This is a genomic window from Paenibacillus sp. J31P13, from assembly GCF_056269295.1.
Genome location: NZ_JBWDNR010000010.1, coordinates 125,261 through 144,058, shown reverse-complemented (window position 1 = coordinate 144,058; position 18,798 = coordinate 125,261). Strand labels below are relative to the sequence as shown.

Below are 18,798 nucleotides of genomic sequence, written 5' to 3'. Positions count from 1 at the left end.
GCCGCTATTTGCCCAGGCAGGAGATCATATGTCACATAAAGTGCTCGTAATTGAAGACGAACCGACATTATCACGATTATTATCGTATAATATGACCCAAGAGGGTTATGATACGACTGTAATCGATCATGGCAGAGAAGGTTTGCAAGCTGCGTTGGAGCGCAACTTTGATTTGATTATTCTCGACATCATGCTGCCAGGCATGAATGGCTTTGAAATATTAAACCGACTTCGCCAAAATGGTGTGAAAACGCCGGTTATTATTTTAACAGCCCGCAATGCCGAGGAAGAGGTTGTGCAAGGACTTAAGCATGGCGCTGATGACTATATTACGAAGCCGTTTGGCGTTGCTGAGCTGCTTGCGCGTGTATCAGCAGTGCTGCGTCGTACTCAGATTGACGACAGTAAGCCGATCGAATCAACAGAGAAGGTTATTACTGCAGGTGACTTGTCGATTTACCCTGAGAAATATGAGGTCGTGCTGAATAATGACACGATACCGCTGCGTCCAAAGGAATTTGAAGTATTGCTCTATTTAGTTCAGCGTCCAGGCATGGTTATTACACGTGATGATTTGATGAACGTCGTATGGGGCTTTGATTATATAGGAGGTCAGCGTACGGTCGATGTTCATGTTAGCTCCTTGCGGAAGAAGCTTGAGCTTGGGCAGCAATCGGTTCAAATCGAATCCATTCGCGGTGTTGGCTATAAGCTGGTCATGCCAAAAAAGCTCGTAACCCCCAAAGGCTAGGGTGGACGAGCTTTTTTCATTTAATTTATAGGTTATGTTCGTTATTGGCGATTCCAAACGAGCATTTTGCGTTGAAACTGTTTAGGTGAGCAATCATTGTATTTTTTGAACATTTTATAAAAATGAGCCATGTTCGGCATCCCGATTCGATCGCCAACCTCCGAAATACTAAGATCCTTCGTTAGCAATATCCGCTCTGCCCACTTCACTTTGCGATAATTGACATACTCCGTAAAAGAGAGCCCAATCGTTTTTTTGAAATATTTGACGAAATAGTAGTAGCTCATATTAGCGATTTTGCAAACCTCTTCCACTTGAATACGATCCGTCAAATGATCCTCAACATAATCAAGCACAGGCTTTAATCGCATCCGATCGAAATTTTCTTGCTCAATTAATACTTTTCGATGATCGTTGCGAAGCAGGAGCAGCATAATTTGTTTGACTAGAATACTAACCGCCAGCTCATAGCCTGTTTCTTTGAGAGTGACCTCATTTAATATTTGCCGGATACAAGAGGCGGCATGCTGTTTCACCGTAATATTTTCTTGAAATATATAGTTCGCTTTGCTCAGCGGCATTTGAGTTTCTGAGAAGTGACGCATATAGGGAATGGTGCTTTGATCAAAAAATTGATCTAAATCGAATTGAAGCACGATATAATCAAGGAATTTTGAACTGCGATCACGATGCAATTCCGATGCGCCAATTAATACAACGTCGCCAGCGGTTAAATGAAAGCTGCTCTCGTCAACGTAAACATCTAGATGGCCATCGAGAATTAACAACAGCTCTATTTGTTTGTGGTAATGCCAATTTGTAAACCCAGAATCATTGCGCATTGGTTGAAAAACTCGCAGCGACAGCAGTGGGTTATCATATGCGACCTTTTCATTTATAGCTTCCAAAATCCTGCTTCCCCCTTGCTCTAAAGGCAATACCTTTATTGTAGAGAAAGCCTACCTCATTAGCAATAAGGAGAAACGCTATATTTTGTTTCAATAATGGAAAGAAGATGCATGTACGTTCATTTATCGTTAAAATAAGAAAGGAAGAGGAAGAGAGCGGAGGATTGAATATGGAGTGGAATGAGCTGAAGGATTTGCAATTGGATAATATGCTCATATTGGATCGGATGAATGATTTCTCGCAGGAGGATGTACTTTATCCATTTGCTTTGGACGAGCTTCTCTGTAGAGGGACGGGCATTGGCGGTCCGTCTATTTGTCATATATGGCGGCATCCGCAAGGGTTTGTAATGGGATTGCGTGATAGTCGGTTGCAAGGAGCGGGAGCGGCGCAGCAATGGCTGGAATCCAAAGGAATGTCGACTGTTGTTCGAAACTCAGGAGGAGCGGCTGTGCCTCTCGATCTAGGAGTCATTAATATATCGCTTATCATGCCGAAGCCGGACGCGCTCAGCTTTCATTTTCATGATGATTTTGAGCGAATGTATGGATTGATTAGTCTTGCACTGAAGGAAACGGGCTGTCATGTGGAGAAGGGCGAAATTAGCGGCGCGTATTGTCCGGGTGAATTTGACCTCAGTATTGATGGGTTCAAATTTTGCGGTATCGCGCAGCGGAGACAAACACATGCATATATCGTGCAAGCATTTATAGTAGCTGAAGGCTCAGGAGCGGAGCGAGCTAGACTGGTTCAGTCCTTTTATGAGAGAGCGGCAATTGGTGAAGGCGATGAAGATTATCCAATCGTTACGGACGAGAGCACTGCAAGCTTGGAGGAGCTGACAGGACTGGGACCAGAGGCTGGAAAATATTTTGCGGGAGCTGTTAAGAGATTGCTGCTGTCGCGTCAATCGGAAGAAGGTCTTCGAGCAGCGGAGGCGAGACTGAATATGCCCACGCCTCAGCAAATCCAGTCTATGGTGGATGTGCTTCGTTCAAGATATGTCATAGAGAGTTAACGATAGGTTTTACGAATGATTTGATTAATAACCTCTGAGAAAACAAGTCCGATAGCGATGGAACCAGAAATCATAAAGGCTTCGACTGCCAACTGCACAGCTAGATCATATTGATTCTCTACGACACGTCTCATGGCATCGTATGCGAGTCCGCCTGGAACGAGAGGTATTATACCTGCGACGCTAAACACAATGATCGGCGTTTTATATCTTTTGGAGAATAGTTGGCTGATAACGGTCACGACAAAAGCGGCAATGAGTGTCGCGGGTATGGCATCTAATGATAGCTGCGTGCCGCTTACATAAACCAGCCAGCCAATCATTCCGACGGTGCCGCAGTGAACGAGAGAGCGCTTCGGAGCATTGAAGATGAGGCCGAAGGCTGCGGAAGCGATAAAGCTGGTAATAAGCTGTTCAATCATCATCTACAGGAACCTCCGAATCATCATGTTAGTAAAGAAAGCACCGTCGCTATTCCTGCCCCAATAGCAAAAGCTGTCAGAAAAGCTTCTGCCCCCTTAGAGAGCCCCGATACCAAATGACCGGCCATTAAATCTCGAACGGCTGCTGTAATATGCAAGCCCGGGACGAGCGGCATCACCGATCCGATTATCATTTTATCCAGATCATAACCGAGCTCATTATGGACAAGGAGTACTGCAATAGTCCCTATGAGCAAAGCAGTAATAAACTCGGCGAAAAATCGAATAGGAACAATGCGATGAACCGTAACGAGAAACCAGTAGCCGACTCCTCCTGTAAAAGCTACTGGTATAAAGTCGCGCCAGCTGCCTTGAAACATAATCAGGAAACAGCCGCTTGCTGCAGCCGCTGCTAAAACGATCAGCCAAGCAGGATAGGTAAAGGATGTAGAATCCGCTTCTTGAAGCAGATGGTATGCCTCTTCTACGGGGAGCTGACCGCTGCTGATTCGTCTGGATATGTCATTTACTAATGAGACCTTATTTAAATTTGTTGATCGCTCTGAAATACGAATCAATCTCGTCATTTCAGATGCCCCATCAATCGCGAAAATAATACCGGTCGGTGTTACAAAGCTATGCGAGTGTTCAATGCCGTAGGCTGCAGCGATTCGCGACATCGTATCCTCAACGCGGTACGTTTCGCCGCCATTTTGCAAGATGATTTTGCCTGCTAATAGGCAGGTTTTCGTTATAGCTTGACTGCTGATTAGTGAGTGGTCGGTGTCTGTCATAACCGTATCCTCCTATCGTAAGTAATGCAGACTACCCTTAATGCTGAGTACTTGAATATTTCGTTTGCCGAGCAAACTCTTCACGAATACGAGCCAGCAGGGCGGGGTCCTCCATTACGTCATAAGCGGTGGCTGCCAGCATTTTTGCACTAAACAGCATACTATCTAGCGCGTAATCGGTCATCGCTGCATCACGAAAGGCTTCGGTATGAAGCAGTAGTTGCTCTTGGACCACTTTTACATAAGGATGAATAGCCGGGCAACGGATCGAGACATTGCCAAGGTCAAGGGAGCCATGATCCTTTCCGCTCATAATTTGATCGGGGTGGATGCCTGCTTCAATGAGATTGGCATTGAATTGCTCTGATAAGGATTCATTGGTCAGAAGCTCATCATAAGAAAATTCATAATGATTAACTTTCAACTCGCAGCCAGTGGCTAGGGCAGCCCCTTCAGCACAGCGGAGCACCTTCTGGGTCAGCTCGTTCGTGTAGCTTCTAGAAGCTGAACGCACATAGAATTTCGCGGATGCATAGTCAGGTATAATGTTCGGCGCTTGGCCGCCATTGTCAATAATACCGTGAATACGGGCATCGCTGCGTGACTGCTGGCGAAGCGCATTAATGCTGTTGAACAGCTGAATCACAGCATCGAGCGCATTTACCCCTGCATAAGGACTTGCCGCTGCATGTGCGGCAACACCAGTGTATTCAAATTGAAGCGCATCCATAGCAAGGGACTCACCGGAGCGTTCAAAGGTGTAATAGGGATGAGCCATGAGTGCAAAATCACAATCATCAAATAAACCGGCAGCAGCCATTGGAACTTTAGCACCGCGCGTTTCTTCAGCTGGCGTTCCGTATATACGAATTTTTCCGCCGAGACCGCTGCTTTGAAGTGCCGCTTTCAGACCCACTGCTGCTGCGACACTCATGGCACAAATGAGATGGTGACCGCAAGCATGACCGATTTCTGGCAGCGCGTCATATTCACAAAGGAAGCCTGCAGTAGGGCCAGACTGACCGGAATCATATTCGGCAATGAATGAGGTTTCAATCCCTAATATTCCGCGTTCTACTTTGAAGCCGTAACGAGCCAGCTCCCCGCAGAGAAGCTCAGAAGCAAAAAACTCCTCGTGACCAAGCTCAGGGCGGTTTCCCACAGCGCGAGATATGGATCGGAAGCTTTCTGCATGCTGATCAATTTCAGCAAATAGTTGTTGTTTATGAGCCATGATTCTGATGCCTCCTAGGTGTTTGGGTATTAAAAAATCTTCTTGGGCTAGCGCATCCCGTGTATTTTTTTGAATTGCTCGGGACTAAGCCCCTCGATTCGCTTAAATACAGAGCTGAAGTAGCTAGGAGAATCGAAGCCGACGCGATGGGCGATCTCATGCATTTTGATATCACTCTCGTGGAACATAAGCTCCTTGCTTCGATTAATGCGCTCACGGTTCACGTATTCCATCGGTCTGATTTTCAGAGCCTTCTTGAATAATAAACAGAGGTATTGCGGCGTCACATCCAGGCAATCAGCTAAATCTTTAATCGTAATCAGCTTGTTATAATTTGTTTCTATATATTGAAAGACGGGATGAAGCTTCAAATGGTTTTGTTCAACGGAGTGAGAGCTGACGAGAATAACCTTCATCAGATCAAGCAGGAACATATAGATGAGCTTTGAGCATTCAAGACCGAGAAAAGCGCGGCCGGATTGCGTCATAGCGTAAATATTCTTCATATGAGTAACAATCATATCATGATCAGCTGTGGAATATACACCTGATTGCACAATGCCAGCTCGTCTTAGAAGGGTGCTGGATAGATCCCCGCGAAAGCTGAGCCAATGGAGGTCCCAAGGCTCTTGGATCGGGTAGTATTTATGCGGATCATTTGGAAATAGACAGAAGCCTTGACCTGCACGCACGATCATCTTTTGATCTCCGAGATGAAGCTCACCGGCACCTGATACGACTTGCAGCCATTGAAAATAAGGATACCCCTCTTGACGATCAATGGGTTCTTGATTATCCCAATGCCCGTTGCTGGTCAAATATATAGGAAGACTTAAATCTGAATCCGTTAAAGTGGGAAAAACGATTGTGTCTATTTTCATATCCTCCAGTTTCATATTTTGAAAGTAATGCGAAAATACTATTATATTGTTTAAATAAATTAAGATATATAATATGAATATCATTATAGTATAGGCTAATGATCCGAATTTCAATACCAACCTGGAGGTTAAGATAATGACTTTGAAGTTTCCCCCTATAAGTGGAAAAATACCGCAAATGCTGCATGGTGCAGATTATAATCCTGATCAATGGCAAAAGTATCCGGAGGTGCTCGAGGAAGACATACGTCTGATGAAGCTGGCTCATTGCAATGTCATGTCAGTTGGCATATTTGCTTGGATGGCAATTGAGCCCGAGGAAGGCGTATTTACATTTGAATGGCTGGATACGGTGCTTGATCGTTTTGCTGCAAATGGCATATACGCCATGCTGGCTACACCGAGCGGCGCTCGTCCAGTATGGATGTCTCAGAAGTATCCAGAGGTGCTTCGCGTTGGGCCAAATGGCATTCGGAATTTGCACGGAGGGCGCCACAATCATTGCTTCTCTTCTCCTGTATACCGTGAGAAAGTCAGCATTATGAATTCCAAGTTGGCTGAGCGTTATGCTAATCATCCGGCAGTAATCGGCTGGCATATCTCCAATGAGTATGGCGGCGAATGTCATTGCAACTATTGTGAGGATGCTTTCCGAGGCTGGTTGAAAAATAAATATGAAACCGTTGATGCGCTTAACGATGCATGGTGGACAACATTTTGGAGTCATACGTATACGGATTGGAAGCAAATCGAATCGCCAACGGAAAGAGGCGAGAAGGCTGTTCATGGTCAAAATGTAGATTGGAGAAGATTCGTTACGGATCAAACGGTTGATTTCTGCCGTCATGAGATCGAACCGCTTCGCGCTGCTAACAGCGAGCTGCCAATTACAACAAACTTTATGCTTGATTTTGAGCCTTTGAACTATTGGAAATTCACAGATTTGCTCGATATGATTTCATGGGATGCCTACCCGACTTGGCATGATCAATTTGGAGATGAGAGCGGACAAGCCGCATGGTTTGCTTTTAACCATGATGTCTTCCGTTCGCTCAAGGGCGGCAAGCCGTTCATGCTGATGGAGAGCACGCCAAGCATGACCAACTGGCAGCCGATTAGCAAAGTAAAACGTCCAGGCATGCATATGTTGTCTTCCTTGCAGGCGGTAGCACATGGTGCAGACACCGTCCAGTATTTCCAATGGCGCAAAAGCCGCGGCTCCAGCGAGAAGCTTCATGGCGCAGTAGTGGATCACGTTGGACATGAGCATACGCGCGTATTCCGCGATGTAGCTGAGCTTGGTGAGACACTTGGGAAACTGACTGAAGTTGTAGGTACGACGGTGAAGCCTGAGGTAGCTCTCATTAATGATTGGGAAAACCGTTGGGCAGTAAAGGATTCACAAGGTCCTCGCAACAGCGGTCTTCATTATGAAAAAACATTATTGAGTCATTATCGCCCGCTATGGGATATGGGCGTTCCTGTTGATATTCTCGACTCGGAATGTGATTTCTCTTCCTACAAGCTGCTGATTGCACCGATGCTATATATGGTACGTCCAGGTGTGGGCGAACGCATTGAACGCTTTGTAGAAAATGGCGGAACGTTCATCGCAACCTACTGGACTGGAATCGTAGATGAGAATGATCTTTGCTTCTTGAACGGTTTCCCGGGACCGCTTCGTAAAACGCTTGGCATCTGGTCTGAAGAGATTGATTCTCTACATGATCATGACTTCAATAAGGTCGTTATGAGGGATGGCAACAGTCTGCAGCTAAGCGGCGAATATAAAGCTCGTGAGCTATGTGATCTGATCCATCTTGAAGGTGCTGAAGCATTAGCCCATTATGGCGAGGATTTCTATGCGGGTCGTCCAGCACTAACCGTTAATAAACTAGGTAAAGGTAAAGCCTACTATATTGCATCACGCAATGAGGATGCTTTCACCACTGAGATGCTTGAAGCAATCATCAAGCAAGAGGGTATTCAACGAGTGCTGAATTCGGAGCTGCCTGCCAGCGTAACCGCACAAATGCGGACGGATGGCGTTAACGATTATGTTTTTGTTTCGAATTTTAGCGACAAAGAGGTTTCCGTACCGCTAGATGAGCGCAATTATAGTGATTTATTGACTGGCGATGCTGCTGGTGCAACTATTGCTATGGAGCCTTATAGCTGTCATATTTTGAAGCGTGAGTCGAAATAATAATAGGGAATTAGTGAGAAGCTGTGTGAAACGTACTAGTGTTTGTACGTTTCACGCAGCTTTTTTTGTGTTGATTAAGGCTTCTGAACTCATTCTTTAGTCACGCATTATCATTCTATTTCTTTCATTCATAAAAAAATAATGTCGAAGTTTACATTCCGATTACATTTCTGCTTAATCCAATTGATGCTTCCGACCTATAGTAAACCCATAAGGAAAAAGAAGGAAGGTTGAGGCTAATGTCCGTAGCTGTTATGGAAAAACAAAACCTTGCGGTAAATGAAAACAAACAAACGGTTCGTCTGCAGCATTTTTTACGACAGGCACCAACGATTAAAGCTGAGCTTACATGCCGTGAGACCATTTCTATTTTTAAGCAAAATCCAGATTCAGAATGTGCCATTGTCATTGACGAGCAAGGGGCTCCGATTGGTTTAATGATGCGGAATCGATTTTTTTTAAGGCTGGGACATCGTTATAGTGCTGATTTGTATGATGACAAGCCAATCACGAAGCTGATGGATGCAAGTCCCTTGTTTGTGGATTATGACTATGCGCCACAGCTGCTCATAGACCGCGCTTTAAGCCGTCATGATAGCGTGCTTTATGATTGCGTTATTGTTACATCGAATAATAGACTAGCTGGTATTTTGACTGTTTCCGATATGCTCAAGCTATCCAGACTGCTGCAGCAAGAGGCTATTGATGCCCAGATGAGTACCATTCGTTCAGCAGAGCAGCGCGTCAATGAAATCGAGCAGGCCGTAAGCAGTGTAAGGCAATCGACAGCTCTAGGCGAATCCCTTTCTGTAGAGATGGTCGATTTGACGCTATCGGGTAAAAACGAGCTAGATAAGGTAACAAAGGCATTCGAGTCGATTGCATTAAACTCGCAGCAGCAAGAACTGCGAATGAATCAGCTGCAAGAGGAAGCGGACTCTATCAGCCAAGTATCTCTATTAATTAAGGAGCTGGCAGAGAAGAGCAATCTCTTATCTCTGAATGCTTCTATAGAAGCAGCGCGCGCGGGTGAGCATGGCAGGGGCTTTACAGTAGTTGCAGGCGAGGTTATGAAGCTAGCTAGTCAGACGAAGCAATTTGCAAACGAGATTACCCGTCTAACAGAGACGGTTGTCGTTGCCATCTCACAGACCGCCGCGCTGGCTCATGCGGGACGATCAGAGACGACACTCAGCAAAACACATATAAACGAAGCAGTAGAAGCTTTTAATAGACTGTTCCGAGCAGCAGCGGACAATCGAAACAGTGCAAAAGGGATTGAGTCTTTAGCTGAGAAGGCACATCAACAATCCATCCATGTTGCTGACGAAATGAAAATATTGCAGCAATCGTATTTTTAACAATGCGTTAACAAAAACAGAATACCCGATTTACAAACGGCTAGTAGTATAAGAGGCACGGGGAACAACCCAGATAGATATAACAGAAGGAGTGGTAGAGTTGTTAAAGAAAAAAGGTTTAAAAGGAATTTTGATGTTGTCAATGGTGGTGCTGCTCGTATTCGCGGCGGCATGTGGGAATAATAGTGGAAATTCGAAGTCAGGAAATGCAGGCTCGACTAACACGGCGACGAACGCACCTGAGAATGAAGTGAAATTGTCCGGCGAAATTAAAATTGATGGTTCAAGCACAGTGTTTCCTTTAACAGAAGCAGCAGCAGAAGAGTTCAACAAAGAGCATAAAGATGTTCGAGTTCCGGTAGGCGTGTCTGGCACAGGCGGCGGCTTCAAACAATTTTGCGCAGGTGAAATTGCAATAGCAGATGCTTCCCGTCACATTAAGGATGAAGAAGCAACACTTTGTAAAGACAACGGCATCGAGTACACAGATCTTTCAATCGCATTTGACGGTTTGTCCGTAGTTGTAAGCAAAGACAATGATTTCATTGACTTCCTAACGGTTGAAGAGTTGAACAAAATCTTCGTAACAGGCAGCACAGTAGCAACTTGGAAAGATGTTCGTGATACTTTCCCTGCTGAGCCAATCGTTATGTTCTCACCAGGCGCTGATTCCGGAACTTATGACTACTTTAATGAAGCAATTCTAGAAAAAGCCGGCATTCGCAATGATAAAGCAATTAGCTTTAGTGAAGATGATAACTCCCTTGTACAAGGTGTAGCAGGCAGCAAATACGGTATTGGCTACTTCGGCTTTGCTTACTATGAAGAGAACCAAGATAAATTGAAAGTTGTTCCGATTGAAGCAGGCAAAGGTGCTATCACACCTACTTATGACACAATCAAAGACGGTTCTTATGCACCATTGTCACGCCCGCTCTTCATCTATGTAAACAAAAAAGAGCTTGAGCGTCCAGAAGTAAAAGAATTCGTGAAATACTACATCAACAACATTGGTAAATTTGCAGGAGAAGTTGGTTATGTATCACTTCCAGATGAGCAATATGCAACTGAGGCTGCTAAAATCTCATAATAAATAAGGTCGAAATAGCAACTTAGAATGTGGCGAATGTGGTGTCTAGTTGGGCATCACATTTTTCACGACACAAGTGTAAAGAAATTGTAAAGGCAAGAGGGAGGACGCCGCAATGCCGAGTCAAGGTCTGCAAGGGACTGTCAAGAATGCTCAATCACAAATCGCGAGCAAGGAAATATATGATTTCAAAAATAAGAGAGTCAGCATCATGAACAAGATTATGCCGGTACTGCTGTTTCTATGTGCATCGGTATCCGTCATCACCACATTAGGGATCGTTATTACCCTTCTTACAGAAACGATTCAGTTCTTTCGGAAAATTCCGATCCTTGATTTTCTTTTCGGGACCAAGTGGTCACCGCTGATTCCGCCAAAAAGCTTCGGCGTTCTTCCACTCCTGTCTGGTACGCTATTGATTACGTTTATTGCCTGCTTAGTTGCAATTCCGCTTGGACTGGCAAGCGCCATTTACTTGTCAGAGTATGCACCAAAGCGTGTTCGCAAAATTATTAAACCGATTCTAGAAGTACTGGCTGGCGTGCCAACTATCGTGTACGGGTATTTCGCGCTTAGTCTAGTTACACCATTAATTCAAAGCATTTTCCATAGTGCAGGCGTGTTTAACGCACTTAGTGCTGGTATCGTTGTTGGTATTATGATCATTCCAATGGTTAGCTCATTGAGTGAGGATGCCATGTCGGCTGTACCGCGCAGCTTGCGTGACGGTGCTTATGCGCTTGGCGCTACACGTTTCGAGGTCGCATTGAAAATCGTCGTACCTGCAGCATTCTCGGGTATCGTAGCTTCTGCTGTACTTGCCTTCTCTCGTGCAATAGGAGAGACGATGATCGTAACAGTTGCTGCGGGCTCAACGCCAAATCTAACAGCAAACCCGCTAGAGAGCATCCAAACGATGACTTCTTATATCGTTCAAGTAAGTCTAGGTGATACACCGCATGGAACAGTAGAATATGGATCTATTTTCGCGGTTGGCATGACACTGTTCATTCTTACTTTCTTGCTCAATATTCTTGCCCAATACATTGCAAGAAAATTCAGAGAGGAGTACTAATATGAACATATTTCAAGATGCCAACAGAAAACAGATTGCAAACAGACGGAAGACAGACTGGCTTCTGCATATTGTTTTCGTAATAGCGACTTCCGTAGGTGTTCTTGCTCTTTGCGCACTCATTATTGATATATTAATCGATGGAATCAGCCGCCTGCAGCCGGATCTATTCACCAATTTCCCATCTCGTAAAGCAGATGGCTCTGGTATGAAGTCAGCTCTAGTCGGTACGATTTACATGCTGCTTATTATGGCGCCGATCTCCTTTATTTTCGGAGTTGGAGCAGCCATTTACTTAGAGGAATATGCAAAAAAAGGTCCTCTGACACGCATTATTCAGCTTAATATCAGTACGCTGGCGGGCGTTCCGTCTATCGTATACGGAATTTTGGGCTTAGCATTGTTTGTAAGATTATTGTCGCTTGATCGCAGTCTCATAGCAGGTGCATTAACGATGACACTCCTTGTACTTCCGATCATTATCGTATCGGCGCAGGAGGCGATTCGCGCAGTTCCTAAATCACGTCGAGATGCTTCCTTTGCTCTTGGTGCAACCAAATGGCAGACGGTCTACCGTTCGGTAATGCCATCAGCGCTTCCAGGCGTATTGACTGGCGTCATTCTCGCTATGTCACGTGCAATCGGAGAGACGGCTCCACTCGTTATGATCGGGGCATTAACCTATGTGGCATTCTTGCCAAATGGATTGATGGATTCCTTCACCGTCATACCGATTCAAGTATACAACTGGTTGTCAAAACCTCAGCTAGAGTTCAAGGAGCTTGCGGCGAGCGGAATTATCGTTCTACTGGCATTGCTGCTTCTAATGAATTTCTCGGCCATTCTGCTTCGCAATAAGTATCAGAAAAACGGTTAACAAAAATGATGGTTACTTTGTCCTCATTGGAGCTTGCTGAGAAAAAGAAAAAAACTTGCTTCAGAAGCAGGTAAACTGTGAATTTCATTAGGAGGAGAATCATATGGAAGCACTAATCAAGATTAATAAACTGAACTTATTTTACGGAGCATTTCACGCTTTGAAGGATGTATCCTTAACGATACCGGAGAAAGCGATCACTGCTTTCATCGGCCCATCCGGTTGCGGAAAATCGACGCTGCTCCGTACGTTGAACCGTATGAATGATATGATTCCGGGCACTCGCATTGAAGGTGAAATTGCCATCGGCGGTACTGAAATCTATTCCAATGAAGTAGATGTTGAGACGCTTCGCAAAAAAGTGGGTATGGTGTTCCAGCAGCCCAATCCTTTTCCTAAGTCGATCTATGATAATGTAGCTTATGGCCCGCGTCTTCACGGGATTACAAGTAAAAAAGAGCTGGATGAAATCGTTGAGAACAGTTTGAAATCAGCTGTTTTGTGGGATGAAGTAAAGGATCACCTGAAGCGGTCGGCGTTCGGGCTATCCGGCGGTCAGCAGCAGCGTCTATGTATTGCGCGTGCTCTGGCGGTTAACCCGAATATTTTGCTCATGGATGAGGCTACATCTGCGCTTGACCCTATCTCTACGCTCAAAATTGAAGAGCTTGCGCAAGAGCTGAAGGATAAGTATACGATTGTTATGGTCACTCACAACATGCATCAAGCAGCACGCGTATCCAACCAAACCGTATTTTTCCTGAATGGCGAAGTTATTGAGTACTCGGATACGGAGAAGCTCTTCTCTAATCCAACTGACCAACGCACGGAAGACTATATTAGCGGCCGGTTCGGCTAAGCAGAAGCAAGGTAAAGCTTACTTAATCTTTAGGAGGAATGCTGTTGTGATGACAACGCGTAAAGAGTTTGACCAAGGCTTGGAACATCTTCATAACCTGATTATTGAGATGGGAACGTTTGTAGAGAATGCGCTTGTCGATTCTATGGAAGCACTGAAATCAATAGATGTGAATAAAGCGAAGCAAGTGATTACAAAAGACCCTTCCCTTAATCAAATGGAAGAAAAGGTTACGGAAATCGGTTCGAAGCTAATTGCAACGCAGCAGCCTGTCGCTAAAGATTTGCGCCGCATTTTGTCTGCTTTCAAAATTGCAAGCGATTTGGAGCGGATGGGTGATCTGTCCGTAGACATTGCCAATGTTGTACTGCGCTTGGAAGGCCAGGCGCTTATTAAGCCTTTGATCGATTTGCCGCGTATGGCGGAGATTGTTCAACAGATGACGTATGAGTCCATTCAATCATTTATTCAAGAGAACGTAGACTTGGCTTACAAAATGTCAAAGGACGACGATCAGGTAGATGCCTTGTACGGACAAATTACACGTGAGCTATATTCGATTATGATGGAAAATCCTCGCAACATTACACAGTCCTCATTACTTAGCTTTGTAGGCCGTTACTTGGAGAGATTTGGCGATCACGCGACTAATATCGGTGAGAGTGTAGTTTATCTCGTAACGGGCAGCAGACCAGATTTGAATGTATAAAGAAGCAGCATGAACGGATAATTGATGCGTTAACGGTTTCTTTTTTTAGAATTTGCAATAATAAAAAGGTATGGGCTTTCCTTTGGCAGACGATGCTGGGGGAAGGCCCATTTTGTGGTATAATGAGGGCATTGTAAGCTACATAAAGAAGGTGTTGATCCCTTATGGAAAAATGGATGCTAATTGATGGAAATAGTATAGCTTATCGTGCTTTCTTCGCGATGCCGCCGCTAACAAATTCGGCAGGTCAGCATACGAACGCGATATATGGTTTTACGACAATGCTTCTTAAATTGCTTGATGAGGAAAAACCCACTCATGTTCTAGTTGCATTTGATGCAGGTAAAATAACGTTTCGACATGAAGGCTATAGTGAGTATAAGGGCGGCCGTGCAAAAACACCGTCTGAGCTCTCTGAGCAATTTCCAGTATTGAAGGAGCTGTTGAATGCTTTCAGCATTGCGCAGTTCGAACTGTCTGGCTATGAAGCAGATGATATCATTGGAACACTTACGAAGGCAGCAGATGAGAATGGTGTAGAGACGATCGTCGTTACAGGCGATAAGGACATGCTCCAGCTGGCGTCTGACAAAGTGACAATTGCGGTTACGCGTAAGGGTATTACGGAGGTTGATCTATACTCACCAGAAGCGATTCAGGAAAAGTATGGTCTAAAACCGATGCAGATTATCGATTTAAAGGGCTTAATGGGTGATGTATCTGATAATATTCCAGGTGTCCCTGGGGTAGGGGAGAAAACAGCGCTTAAGCTGCTGCATGAGCATGGCTCAGTTGAGAACGTGCTGGAGAGCTTGGATCAGCTCAAGGGCAAGCTAAAGGAAAATCTCGAAACGCATAAGGAAGACGCCATAATGAGCAAGAAGCTGGCGACGATTTTCCGTGAAGTGCCATTCGAGAAGAGCACGGATGAGATTCGGTACAATGGCTATGAGGATGCTAAGCTGGCGGAGGCATTCCGGAAGCTTGAATTCAAATCGCTCATCGAGCGGCTGGATCTAGGCGCTAAGGCTGGGGATATGGAAGAGGAGGCAAAAGCGGCTGCAGCTGAGCTTAACATTCATGTCATCGAGTCGGACAAGGATGCCGACTTATTAGAGCAGTTGATTAATATTCTAGGCAGCACAGATAAAAACGGCTTGTATGTCGAAGCGATAGGCGAGAATCCGCATCAAGCAAAACTAATTGGACTTGCCATTGCAACGGCAGATGCCGTATTCGCGATGCCATATAAAGTTCTTGAACAGCCCTTTGCAATCAAGCTGCGTGAGTGGCTGGAGCAGGAGGATAAGCCGAAGTATGGTTTTGATCTTCACAAAATAGAGCTGGCATTCAAGTGGAGTGGAATTGACTTTCAAGGAGCAGCATTTGACGTACAGCTAGCCGCCTATTTGCTTGATCCTACTGAGGCGAGCCAGACGCTAAGCGGAATCAATGAAAAGCAGCATTTGCCAACTGTGCCTTCGGATGAAGCTGTATACGGCAAGGGTGCCCGATTCAAATTGCCGGATGCGGCAATGCTCTATCGTCATTTAGCGCTCAAAGCGGAATCGATCCGCCGGTTAGTGCCATTATTGACCGAAGAGCTGAAGGAATCGGGAATGAGTAAGCTTTATTTTGAGATTGAGCAGCCATTGTCACGTATTCTTGCAGGAATGGAGTTTCTGGGAATCAAGGTGGAGACGGGAGAACTGGAAGCGCTGGGGCGTGATCTAGAACGTCAAATTTCGATTCTTATTAGCGATATTTATAAGCATGCAGGCTTAGAGTTTAATATCGGATCACCAAAGCAGCTAGGCGAAGTCCTCTTCGAAAAATTGGGACTGCCTGCTAAGAAGAAGACAAAAACCGGCTATTCCACCGATGCTGAGGTGCTGGAAGAGCTCGCACCCTATCATGAGATTATCCCTTTAATATTGAACTACCGTCAGTTAGCAAAGCTGCAGTCAACGTATGTGGAGGGCTTGTTGAAGGAGGTTCGCAAGGAGACTGGGAAAGTGCACACGTACTATCGCCAGACGATTGCGGCTACCGGACGACTCAGCAGCCAGTTCCCTAACCTTCAGAACATTCCGATCAGGCTGGAAGAAGGCCGCAAAATAAGAAAGGCATTTGTGCCGTCTGAGTCTGGCTGGTTCATTCTTGCTGCCGATTACTCTCAAATTGAGCTTCGAGTACTTGCGCATATTGCTGATGATGAGAAGATGAAGGAAGCGTTTATTGAAGATATGGATATCCATACGAAGACAGCTATGGATGTGTTCGGCGTAACAGCTGAGCAAGTGGATTCCAATATGCGTCGTTCCGCGAAAGCTGTAAACTTCGGTATCGTTTATGGCATTAGCAGCTTTGGCCTTTCGAGAAACCTTGGCATTTCCCCTACGGAAGCGGGTAAATTTATTGAGAATTACAAGGAAGTGTTCAAGGGCGTTCGTCAATACATGACAGACATCGTCCTTCAGGCACAGCGCGACGGTTATGTGGCTACTCTGCTTGATCGCAGACGTTATTTGAATGATATCAATGCATCTAATTTCAATATTCGTTCTTTCGCAGAGCGAATAGCAATGAACACACCTATTCAGGGCACGGCTGCTGACATTATCAAGCTGGCAATGGTTCAAATGGATGAGACGCTGCGCGAGCGCAAGCTGAAGAGCCGCATGCTGCTGCAAGTACATGATGAGCTCGTGTTCGAGGTGCCGGCCGATGAGCTTGAGCTGATGAAGACGCTTGTGCCGGAAGTTATGGCCAAAGCGCTGGAGCTGGATGTTCCGCTTAAGGCGGATGTGAGTTACGGTGACAATTGGTATGAGGCAAAGTAACCCGCTGACGGGCAGTTTCAGGTATAATAGTTGTTGAGGTGAAGAGAATGCCTGAATTGCCAGAGGTAGAAACCGTAAGAAGAACGTTAATAGAACTCGTAGCGGGAAAACGAATCCAATCTGTAACCGTTAATCTCCCGCGTATAATACAGCTTCCCCCTGAACCGGAACAGTTCTCGGATGCACTTGTAGGTCATAGCATTGAGACGGTTGAGCGTAGAGGCAAGTTTTTGAGAATTATGTTGGACGGGCTTGTGCTCGTATCCCATCTGAGAATGGAAGGACGTTACGGCGTATTTCCTTCTGATGAGCCTGTTGAGAAGCATACCCATGTGATCTTTCATTTTGATGATGGTACCGATCTTCGGTATAAGGATGTCCGTCAGTTCGGCACGATGCATTTGTTCAAGCGCGGAGAGGAACTAGCGATGCCACCGCTTAACAAGCTTGGCATTGAGCCATTGGATGAGTCCTTCACGCTTACAGCACTGAGAAGCAAGCTTGAGAAGCGATCCACTAAGATTAAGCCGCTTCTGCTAAATCAGGAGCATATTGTAGGACTGGGAAATATTTATGTGGATGAGGCATTATTTCAAGCGCGCATTCATCCCGAGAGAACGCCGGATACGTTAAAGCCAGCCGAATGGAAAAGGCTTTATGAAGCGATTCGCTCTACATTATCACATGCTGTTGATGCAGGTGGATCTTCCATTAAATCTTACGTTAACGGGCAAGGTGAAATGGGCATGTTCCAGCATCAACTGCTTGTATACGGCAAGAAAGATGAGCCGTGTCCATCTTGCAATAGACCGATTGAAAAATTTACAGTCGGAGGAAGAGGCACGCATATTTGCAGCAAGTGCCAGCCTTTAGGCTTATCCAGCATGATAAAAGTCAAGTAGCATTTTCGAATCGACAAATACAAACAATCACAAAGGCATCCTCCCTGCATATATTGGTTCTGTTACGAACAATAGGCGAATGTCTACTTACAGAAAGCTTGTAAGCGGGCAAAAGCAGTGCGGGGAGGGACTTTACGATTGTTCGCGCATGTTGCATCATTGCTAGTGCTTGCATTTGCCGTTAGCTTAGACGGCTTCGGCGTAGGAGTTACGTATGGTCTGCGGAGAATTCGCATTCCATTCCTGTCGGTGTTCATTATTGCTTGCTGCTCCGGTCTTATTATTTTTATGTCTATGCAGGTAGGCGGTTGGCTAACTAACTTCTTATCAGAGTTTGTATCGAAGCTCATTGGCGCTTGCATTTTGATTCTAATCGGATGCTGGGCTTTGCTCCAGTTAAAGCGTGGAAAGCAAAACGGCAGTGAAGAGACGATAGAAACCGCTGGAATGACGAAGGGGACCGTAGAAACAGCAGCTGCTTCAGAAGGCAAAGCAGGAATGAATGATTTGTCAAATGCAGCTTTGGTCGTTATGGTTGAACTGAAGCGTCTAGGTTTAGTTGTTCAAATTTTGCGGACGCCGCAAGCGGCCGATGTAGATAAATCGGGGACGATATCTGCATCAGAGGCGCTTATGCTGGGTGTTGCATTATCTATCGACGCATTTGGAGCGGGTTTGGGAGCAGCGATGATTGGCTTGCCAGCTTTGCTTACAGCATTGACCATTACAGCATCTAGCGCCATTTTTCTCGTTGGAGGCATCCGTTTTGGATTTCGTTTCTCAGCTTGGAAGGGCATGCAGACATTATCTTTGCTGCCAGGCATATTATTAATCGTGATGGGAATCATGAAGCTGTTATAATTTGAG

17 protein-coding genes are annotated in these 18,798 nt (G+C 45.3%); 12 read left to right on the top strand and 5 right to left on the bottom strand.

The features are described from left to right. Positions 1-28: 28 nt before the first annotated feature. Positions 29-751, top strand: coding sequence for a response regulator transcription factor (locus tag AC0YOD_RS24800; RefSeq protein WP_475802011.1), 723 nt, complete (start codon positions 29-31; stop codon positions 749-751). A 41-nt stretch (positions 752-792) separates the two neighbouring features. On the opposite strand, the gene AC0YOD_RS24795 is transcribed toward AC0YOD_RS24800, so the two are convergent. Continuing rightward, on the bottom strand, positions 793-1,659 hold the full coding sequence (locus AC0YOD_RS24795) for a helix-turn-helix domain-containing protein (protein WP_475802010.1): 867 nt from the start codon (positions 1,657-1,659) through the stop codon (positions 793-795). 170 nt (positions 1,660-1,829) lie between these two features. Here AC0YOD_RS24795 and AC0YOD_RS24790 point away from each other — a divergent pair, with 170 nt between their 5' ends. Next, the gene (locus tag AC0YOD_RS24790; RefSeq protein WP_475802041.1) at positions 1,830-2,678 is read left to right on the top strand and encodes a lipoate--protein ligase family protein; all 849 of its coding nucleotides are present in this window, start codon (positions 1,830-1,832) and stop codon (positions 2,676-2,678) included. On the opposite strand, the gene AC0YOD_RS24785 is transcribed toward AC0YOD_RS24790, so the two are convergent. From AC0YOD_RS24785 to AC0YOD_RS24770, 4 genes are read right to left on the bottom strand one after another with little or no spacing between them, the layout of a single operon-like run. Continuing rightward, positions 2,675-3,100, bottom strand: a complete 426-nt coding sequence (locus tag AC0YOD_RS24785; protein ID WP_475802040.1) for a threonine/serine exporter family protein — start codon at positions 3,098-3,100, stop codon at positions 2,675-2,677. The genes AC0YOD_RS24790 and AC0YOD_RS24785 overlap by 4 nt on opposite strands. A 23-nt stretch (positions 3,101-3,123) precedes the next feature. Next, the gene (locus AC0YOD_RS24780; RefSeq protein WP_475802009.1) at positions 3,124-3,894 is read right to left on the bottom strand and encodes a threonine/serine exporter family protein; all 771 of its coding nucleotides are present in this window, start codon (positions 3,892-3,894) and stop codon (positions 3,124-3,126) included. A gap of 37 nt (positions 3,895-3,931) precedes the next feature. Further along, positions 3,932-5,128 (bottom strand): M20 family metallopeptidase, encoded by a 1,197-nt coding sequence (locus tag AC0YOD_RS24775; protein WP_475802008.1) that lies wholly within the window; start codon positions 5,126-5,128, stop codon positions 3,932-3,934. A 47-nt stretch (positions 5,129-5,175) separates the two neighbouring features. Further along, complete coding sequence (locus AC0YOD_RS24770) at positions 5,176-6,009, bottom strand: AraC family transcriptional regulator (RefSeq protein WP_475802007.1); 834 nt, start codon at positions 6,007-6,009, stop codon at positions 5,176-5,178. 136 nt (positions 6,010-6,145) lie between these two features. Here AC0YOD_RS24770 and AC0YOD_RS24765 point away from each other — a divergent pair, with 136 nt between their 5' ends. From AC0YOD_RS24765 to AC0YOD_RS24720, 10 genes are all read left to right on the top strand, one after another. Continuing rightward, the gene (locus tag AC0YOD_RS24765; protein ID WP_475802006.1) at positions 6,146-8,215 is read left to right on the top strand and encodes a beta-galactosidase; all 2,070 of its coding nucleotides are present in this window, start codon (positions 6,146-6,148) and stop codon (positions 8,213-8,215) included. Positions 8,216-8,469: 254 nt separating this feature from the next. Beyond that, positions 8,470-9,576, top strand: coding sequence for a methyl-accepting chemotaxis protein (locus AC0YOD_RS24760; protein ID WP_475802005.1), 1,107 nt, complete (start codon positions 8,470-8,472; stop codon positions 9,574-9,576). Between the two features lie 100 nt (positions 9,577-9,676). Next, positions 9,677-10,666 carry a PstS family phosphate ABC transporter substrate-binding protein gene (locus AC0YOD_RS24755; protein WP_475802004.1) on the top strand — a complete coding sequence of 330 codons (990 nt, stop codon included), beginning with the start codon at positions 9,677-9,679 and terminating at the stop codon, positions 10,664-10,666. Positions 10,667-10,877: 211 nt separating this feature from the next. Next, positions 10,878-11,741, top strand: a complete 864-nt coding sequence (pstC, locus tag AC0YOD_RS24750) for a phosphate ABC transporter permease subunit PstC (protein WP_475802039.1) — start codon at positions 10,878-10,880, stop codon at positions 11,739-11,741. Position 11,742: 1 nt separating this feature from the next. Then, positions 11,743-12,618 carry a phosphate ABC transporter permease PstA gene (gene pstA / locus AC0YOD_RS24745; protein WP_475802003.1) on the top strand — a complete coding sequence of 292 codons (876 nt, stop codon included), beginning with the start codon at positions 11,743-11,745 and terminating at the stop codon, positions 12,616-12,618. A gap of 103 nt (positions 12,619-12,721) precedes the next feature. Continuing rightward, positions 12,722-13,477 carry a phosphate ABC transporter ATP-binding protein PstB gene (pstB, locus tag AC0YOD_RS24740; RefSeq protein WP_475802002.1) on the top strand — a complete coding sequence of 252 codons (756 nt, stop codon included), beginning with the start codon at positions 12,722-12,724 and terminating at the stop codon, positions 13,475-13,477. Positions 13,478-13,526: 49 nt separating this feature from the next. Beyond that, the gene (gene phoU, locus AC0YOD_RS24735) at positions 13,527-14,186 is read left to right on the top strand and encodes a phosphate signaling complex protein PhoU (RefSeq protein ID WP_475802001.1); all 660 of its coding nucleotides are present in this window, start codon (positions 13,527-13,529) and stop codon (positions 14,184-14,186) included. Between the two features lie 164 nt (positions 14,187-14,350). Then, complete coding sequence (gene polA / locus AC0YOD_RS24730; protein ID WP_475802000.1) at positions 14,351-17,029, top strand: DNA polymerase I; 2,679 nt, start codon at positions 14,351-14,353, stop codon at positions 17,027-17,029. 47 nt (positions 17,030-17,076) lie between these two features. After that, positions 17,077-17,931, top strand: coding sequence for a DNA-formamidopyrimidine glycosylase (mutM, locus tag AC0YOD_RS24725; protein WP_475801999.1), 855 nt, complete (start codon positions 17,077-17,079; stop codon positions 17,929-17,931). 138 nt (positions 17,932-18,069) lie between these two features. Next, entirely contained in the window at positions 18,070-18,792 is a 723-nt protein-coding gene (locus AC0YOD_RS24720) for an MntP/YtaF family protein (protein WP_475801998.1), read from the top strand. Positions 18,793-18,798: the final 6 nt, after the last annotated feature.

Bases quoted from the DNA above. Each gene is read 5' to 3' on its own strand.
- AC0YOD_RS24800 (WP_475802011.1), top strand. From the start codon at position 29: ATGTCACATAAAGTGCTCGTAATTGAAGACGAACCGACATTATCACGA.
- AC0YOD_RS24790 (WP_475802041.1), top strand. From the start codon at position 1,830: ATGGAGTGGAATGAGCTGAAGGATTTGCAATTGGATAATATGCTCATA.
- AC0YOD_RS24785 (WP_475802040.1), bottom strand. From the start codon at position 3,100: ATGATTGAACAGCTTATTACCAGCTTTATCGCTTCCGCAGCCTTCGGC.
- AC0YOD_RS24780 (WP_475802009.1), bottom strand. From the start codon at position 3,894: ATGACAGACACCGACCACTCACTAATCAGCAGTCAAGCTATAACGAAA.
- AC0YOD_RS24775 (WP_475802008.1), bottom strand. From the start codon at position 5,128: ATGGCTCATAAACAACAACTATTTGCTGAAATTGATCAGCATGCAGAA.
- AC0YOD_RS24770 (WP_475802007.1), bottom strand. From the start codon at position 6,009: ATGAAAATAGACACAATCGTTTTTCCCACTTTAACGGATTCAGATTTA.
- AC0YOD_RS24765 (WP_475802006.1), top strand. From the start codon at position 6,146: ATGACTTTGAAGTTTCCCCCTATAAGTGGAAAAATACCGCAAATGCTG.
- AC0YOD_RS24760 (WP_475802005.1), top strand. From the start codon at position 8,470: ATGGAAAAACAAAACCTTGCGGTAAATGAAAACAAACAAACGGTTCGT.
- pstC (WP_475802039.1), top strand. From the start codon at position 10,878: ATGAACAAGATTATGCCGGTACTGCTGTTTCTATGTGCATCGGTATCC.
- pstA (WP_475802003.1), top strand. From the start codon at position 11,743: ATGAACATATTTCAAGATGCCAACAGAAAACAGATTGCAAACAGACGG.
- pstB (WP_475802002.1), top strand. From the start codon at position 12,722: ATGGAAGCACTAATCAAGATTAATAAACTGAACTTATTTTACGGAGCA.
- phoU (WP_475802001.1), top strand. From the start codon at position 13,527: ATGACAACGCGTAAAGAGTTTGACCAAGGCTTGGAACATCTTCATAAC.
- polA (WP_475802000.1), top strand. From the start codon at position 14,351: ATGGAAAAATGGATGCTAATTGATGGAAATAGTATAGCTTATCGTGCT.
- mutM (WP_475801999.1), top strand. From the start codon at position 17,077: ATGCCTGAATTGCCAGAGGTAGAAACCGTAAGAAGAACGTTAATAGAA.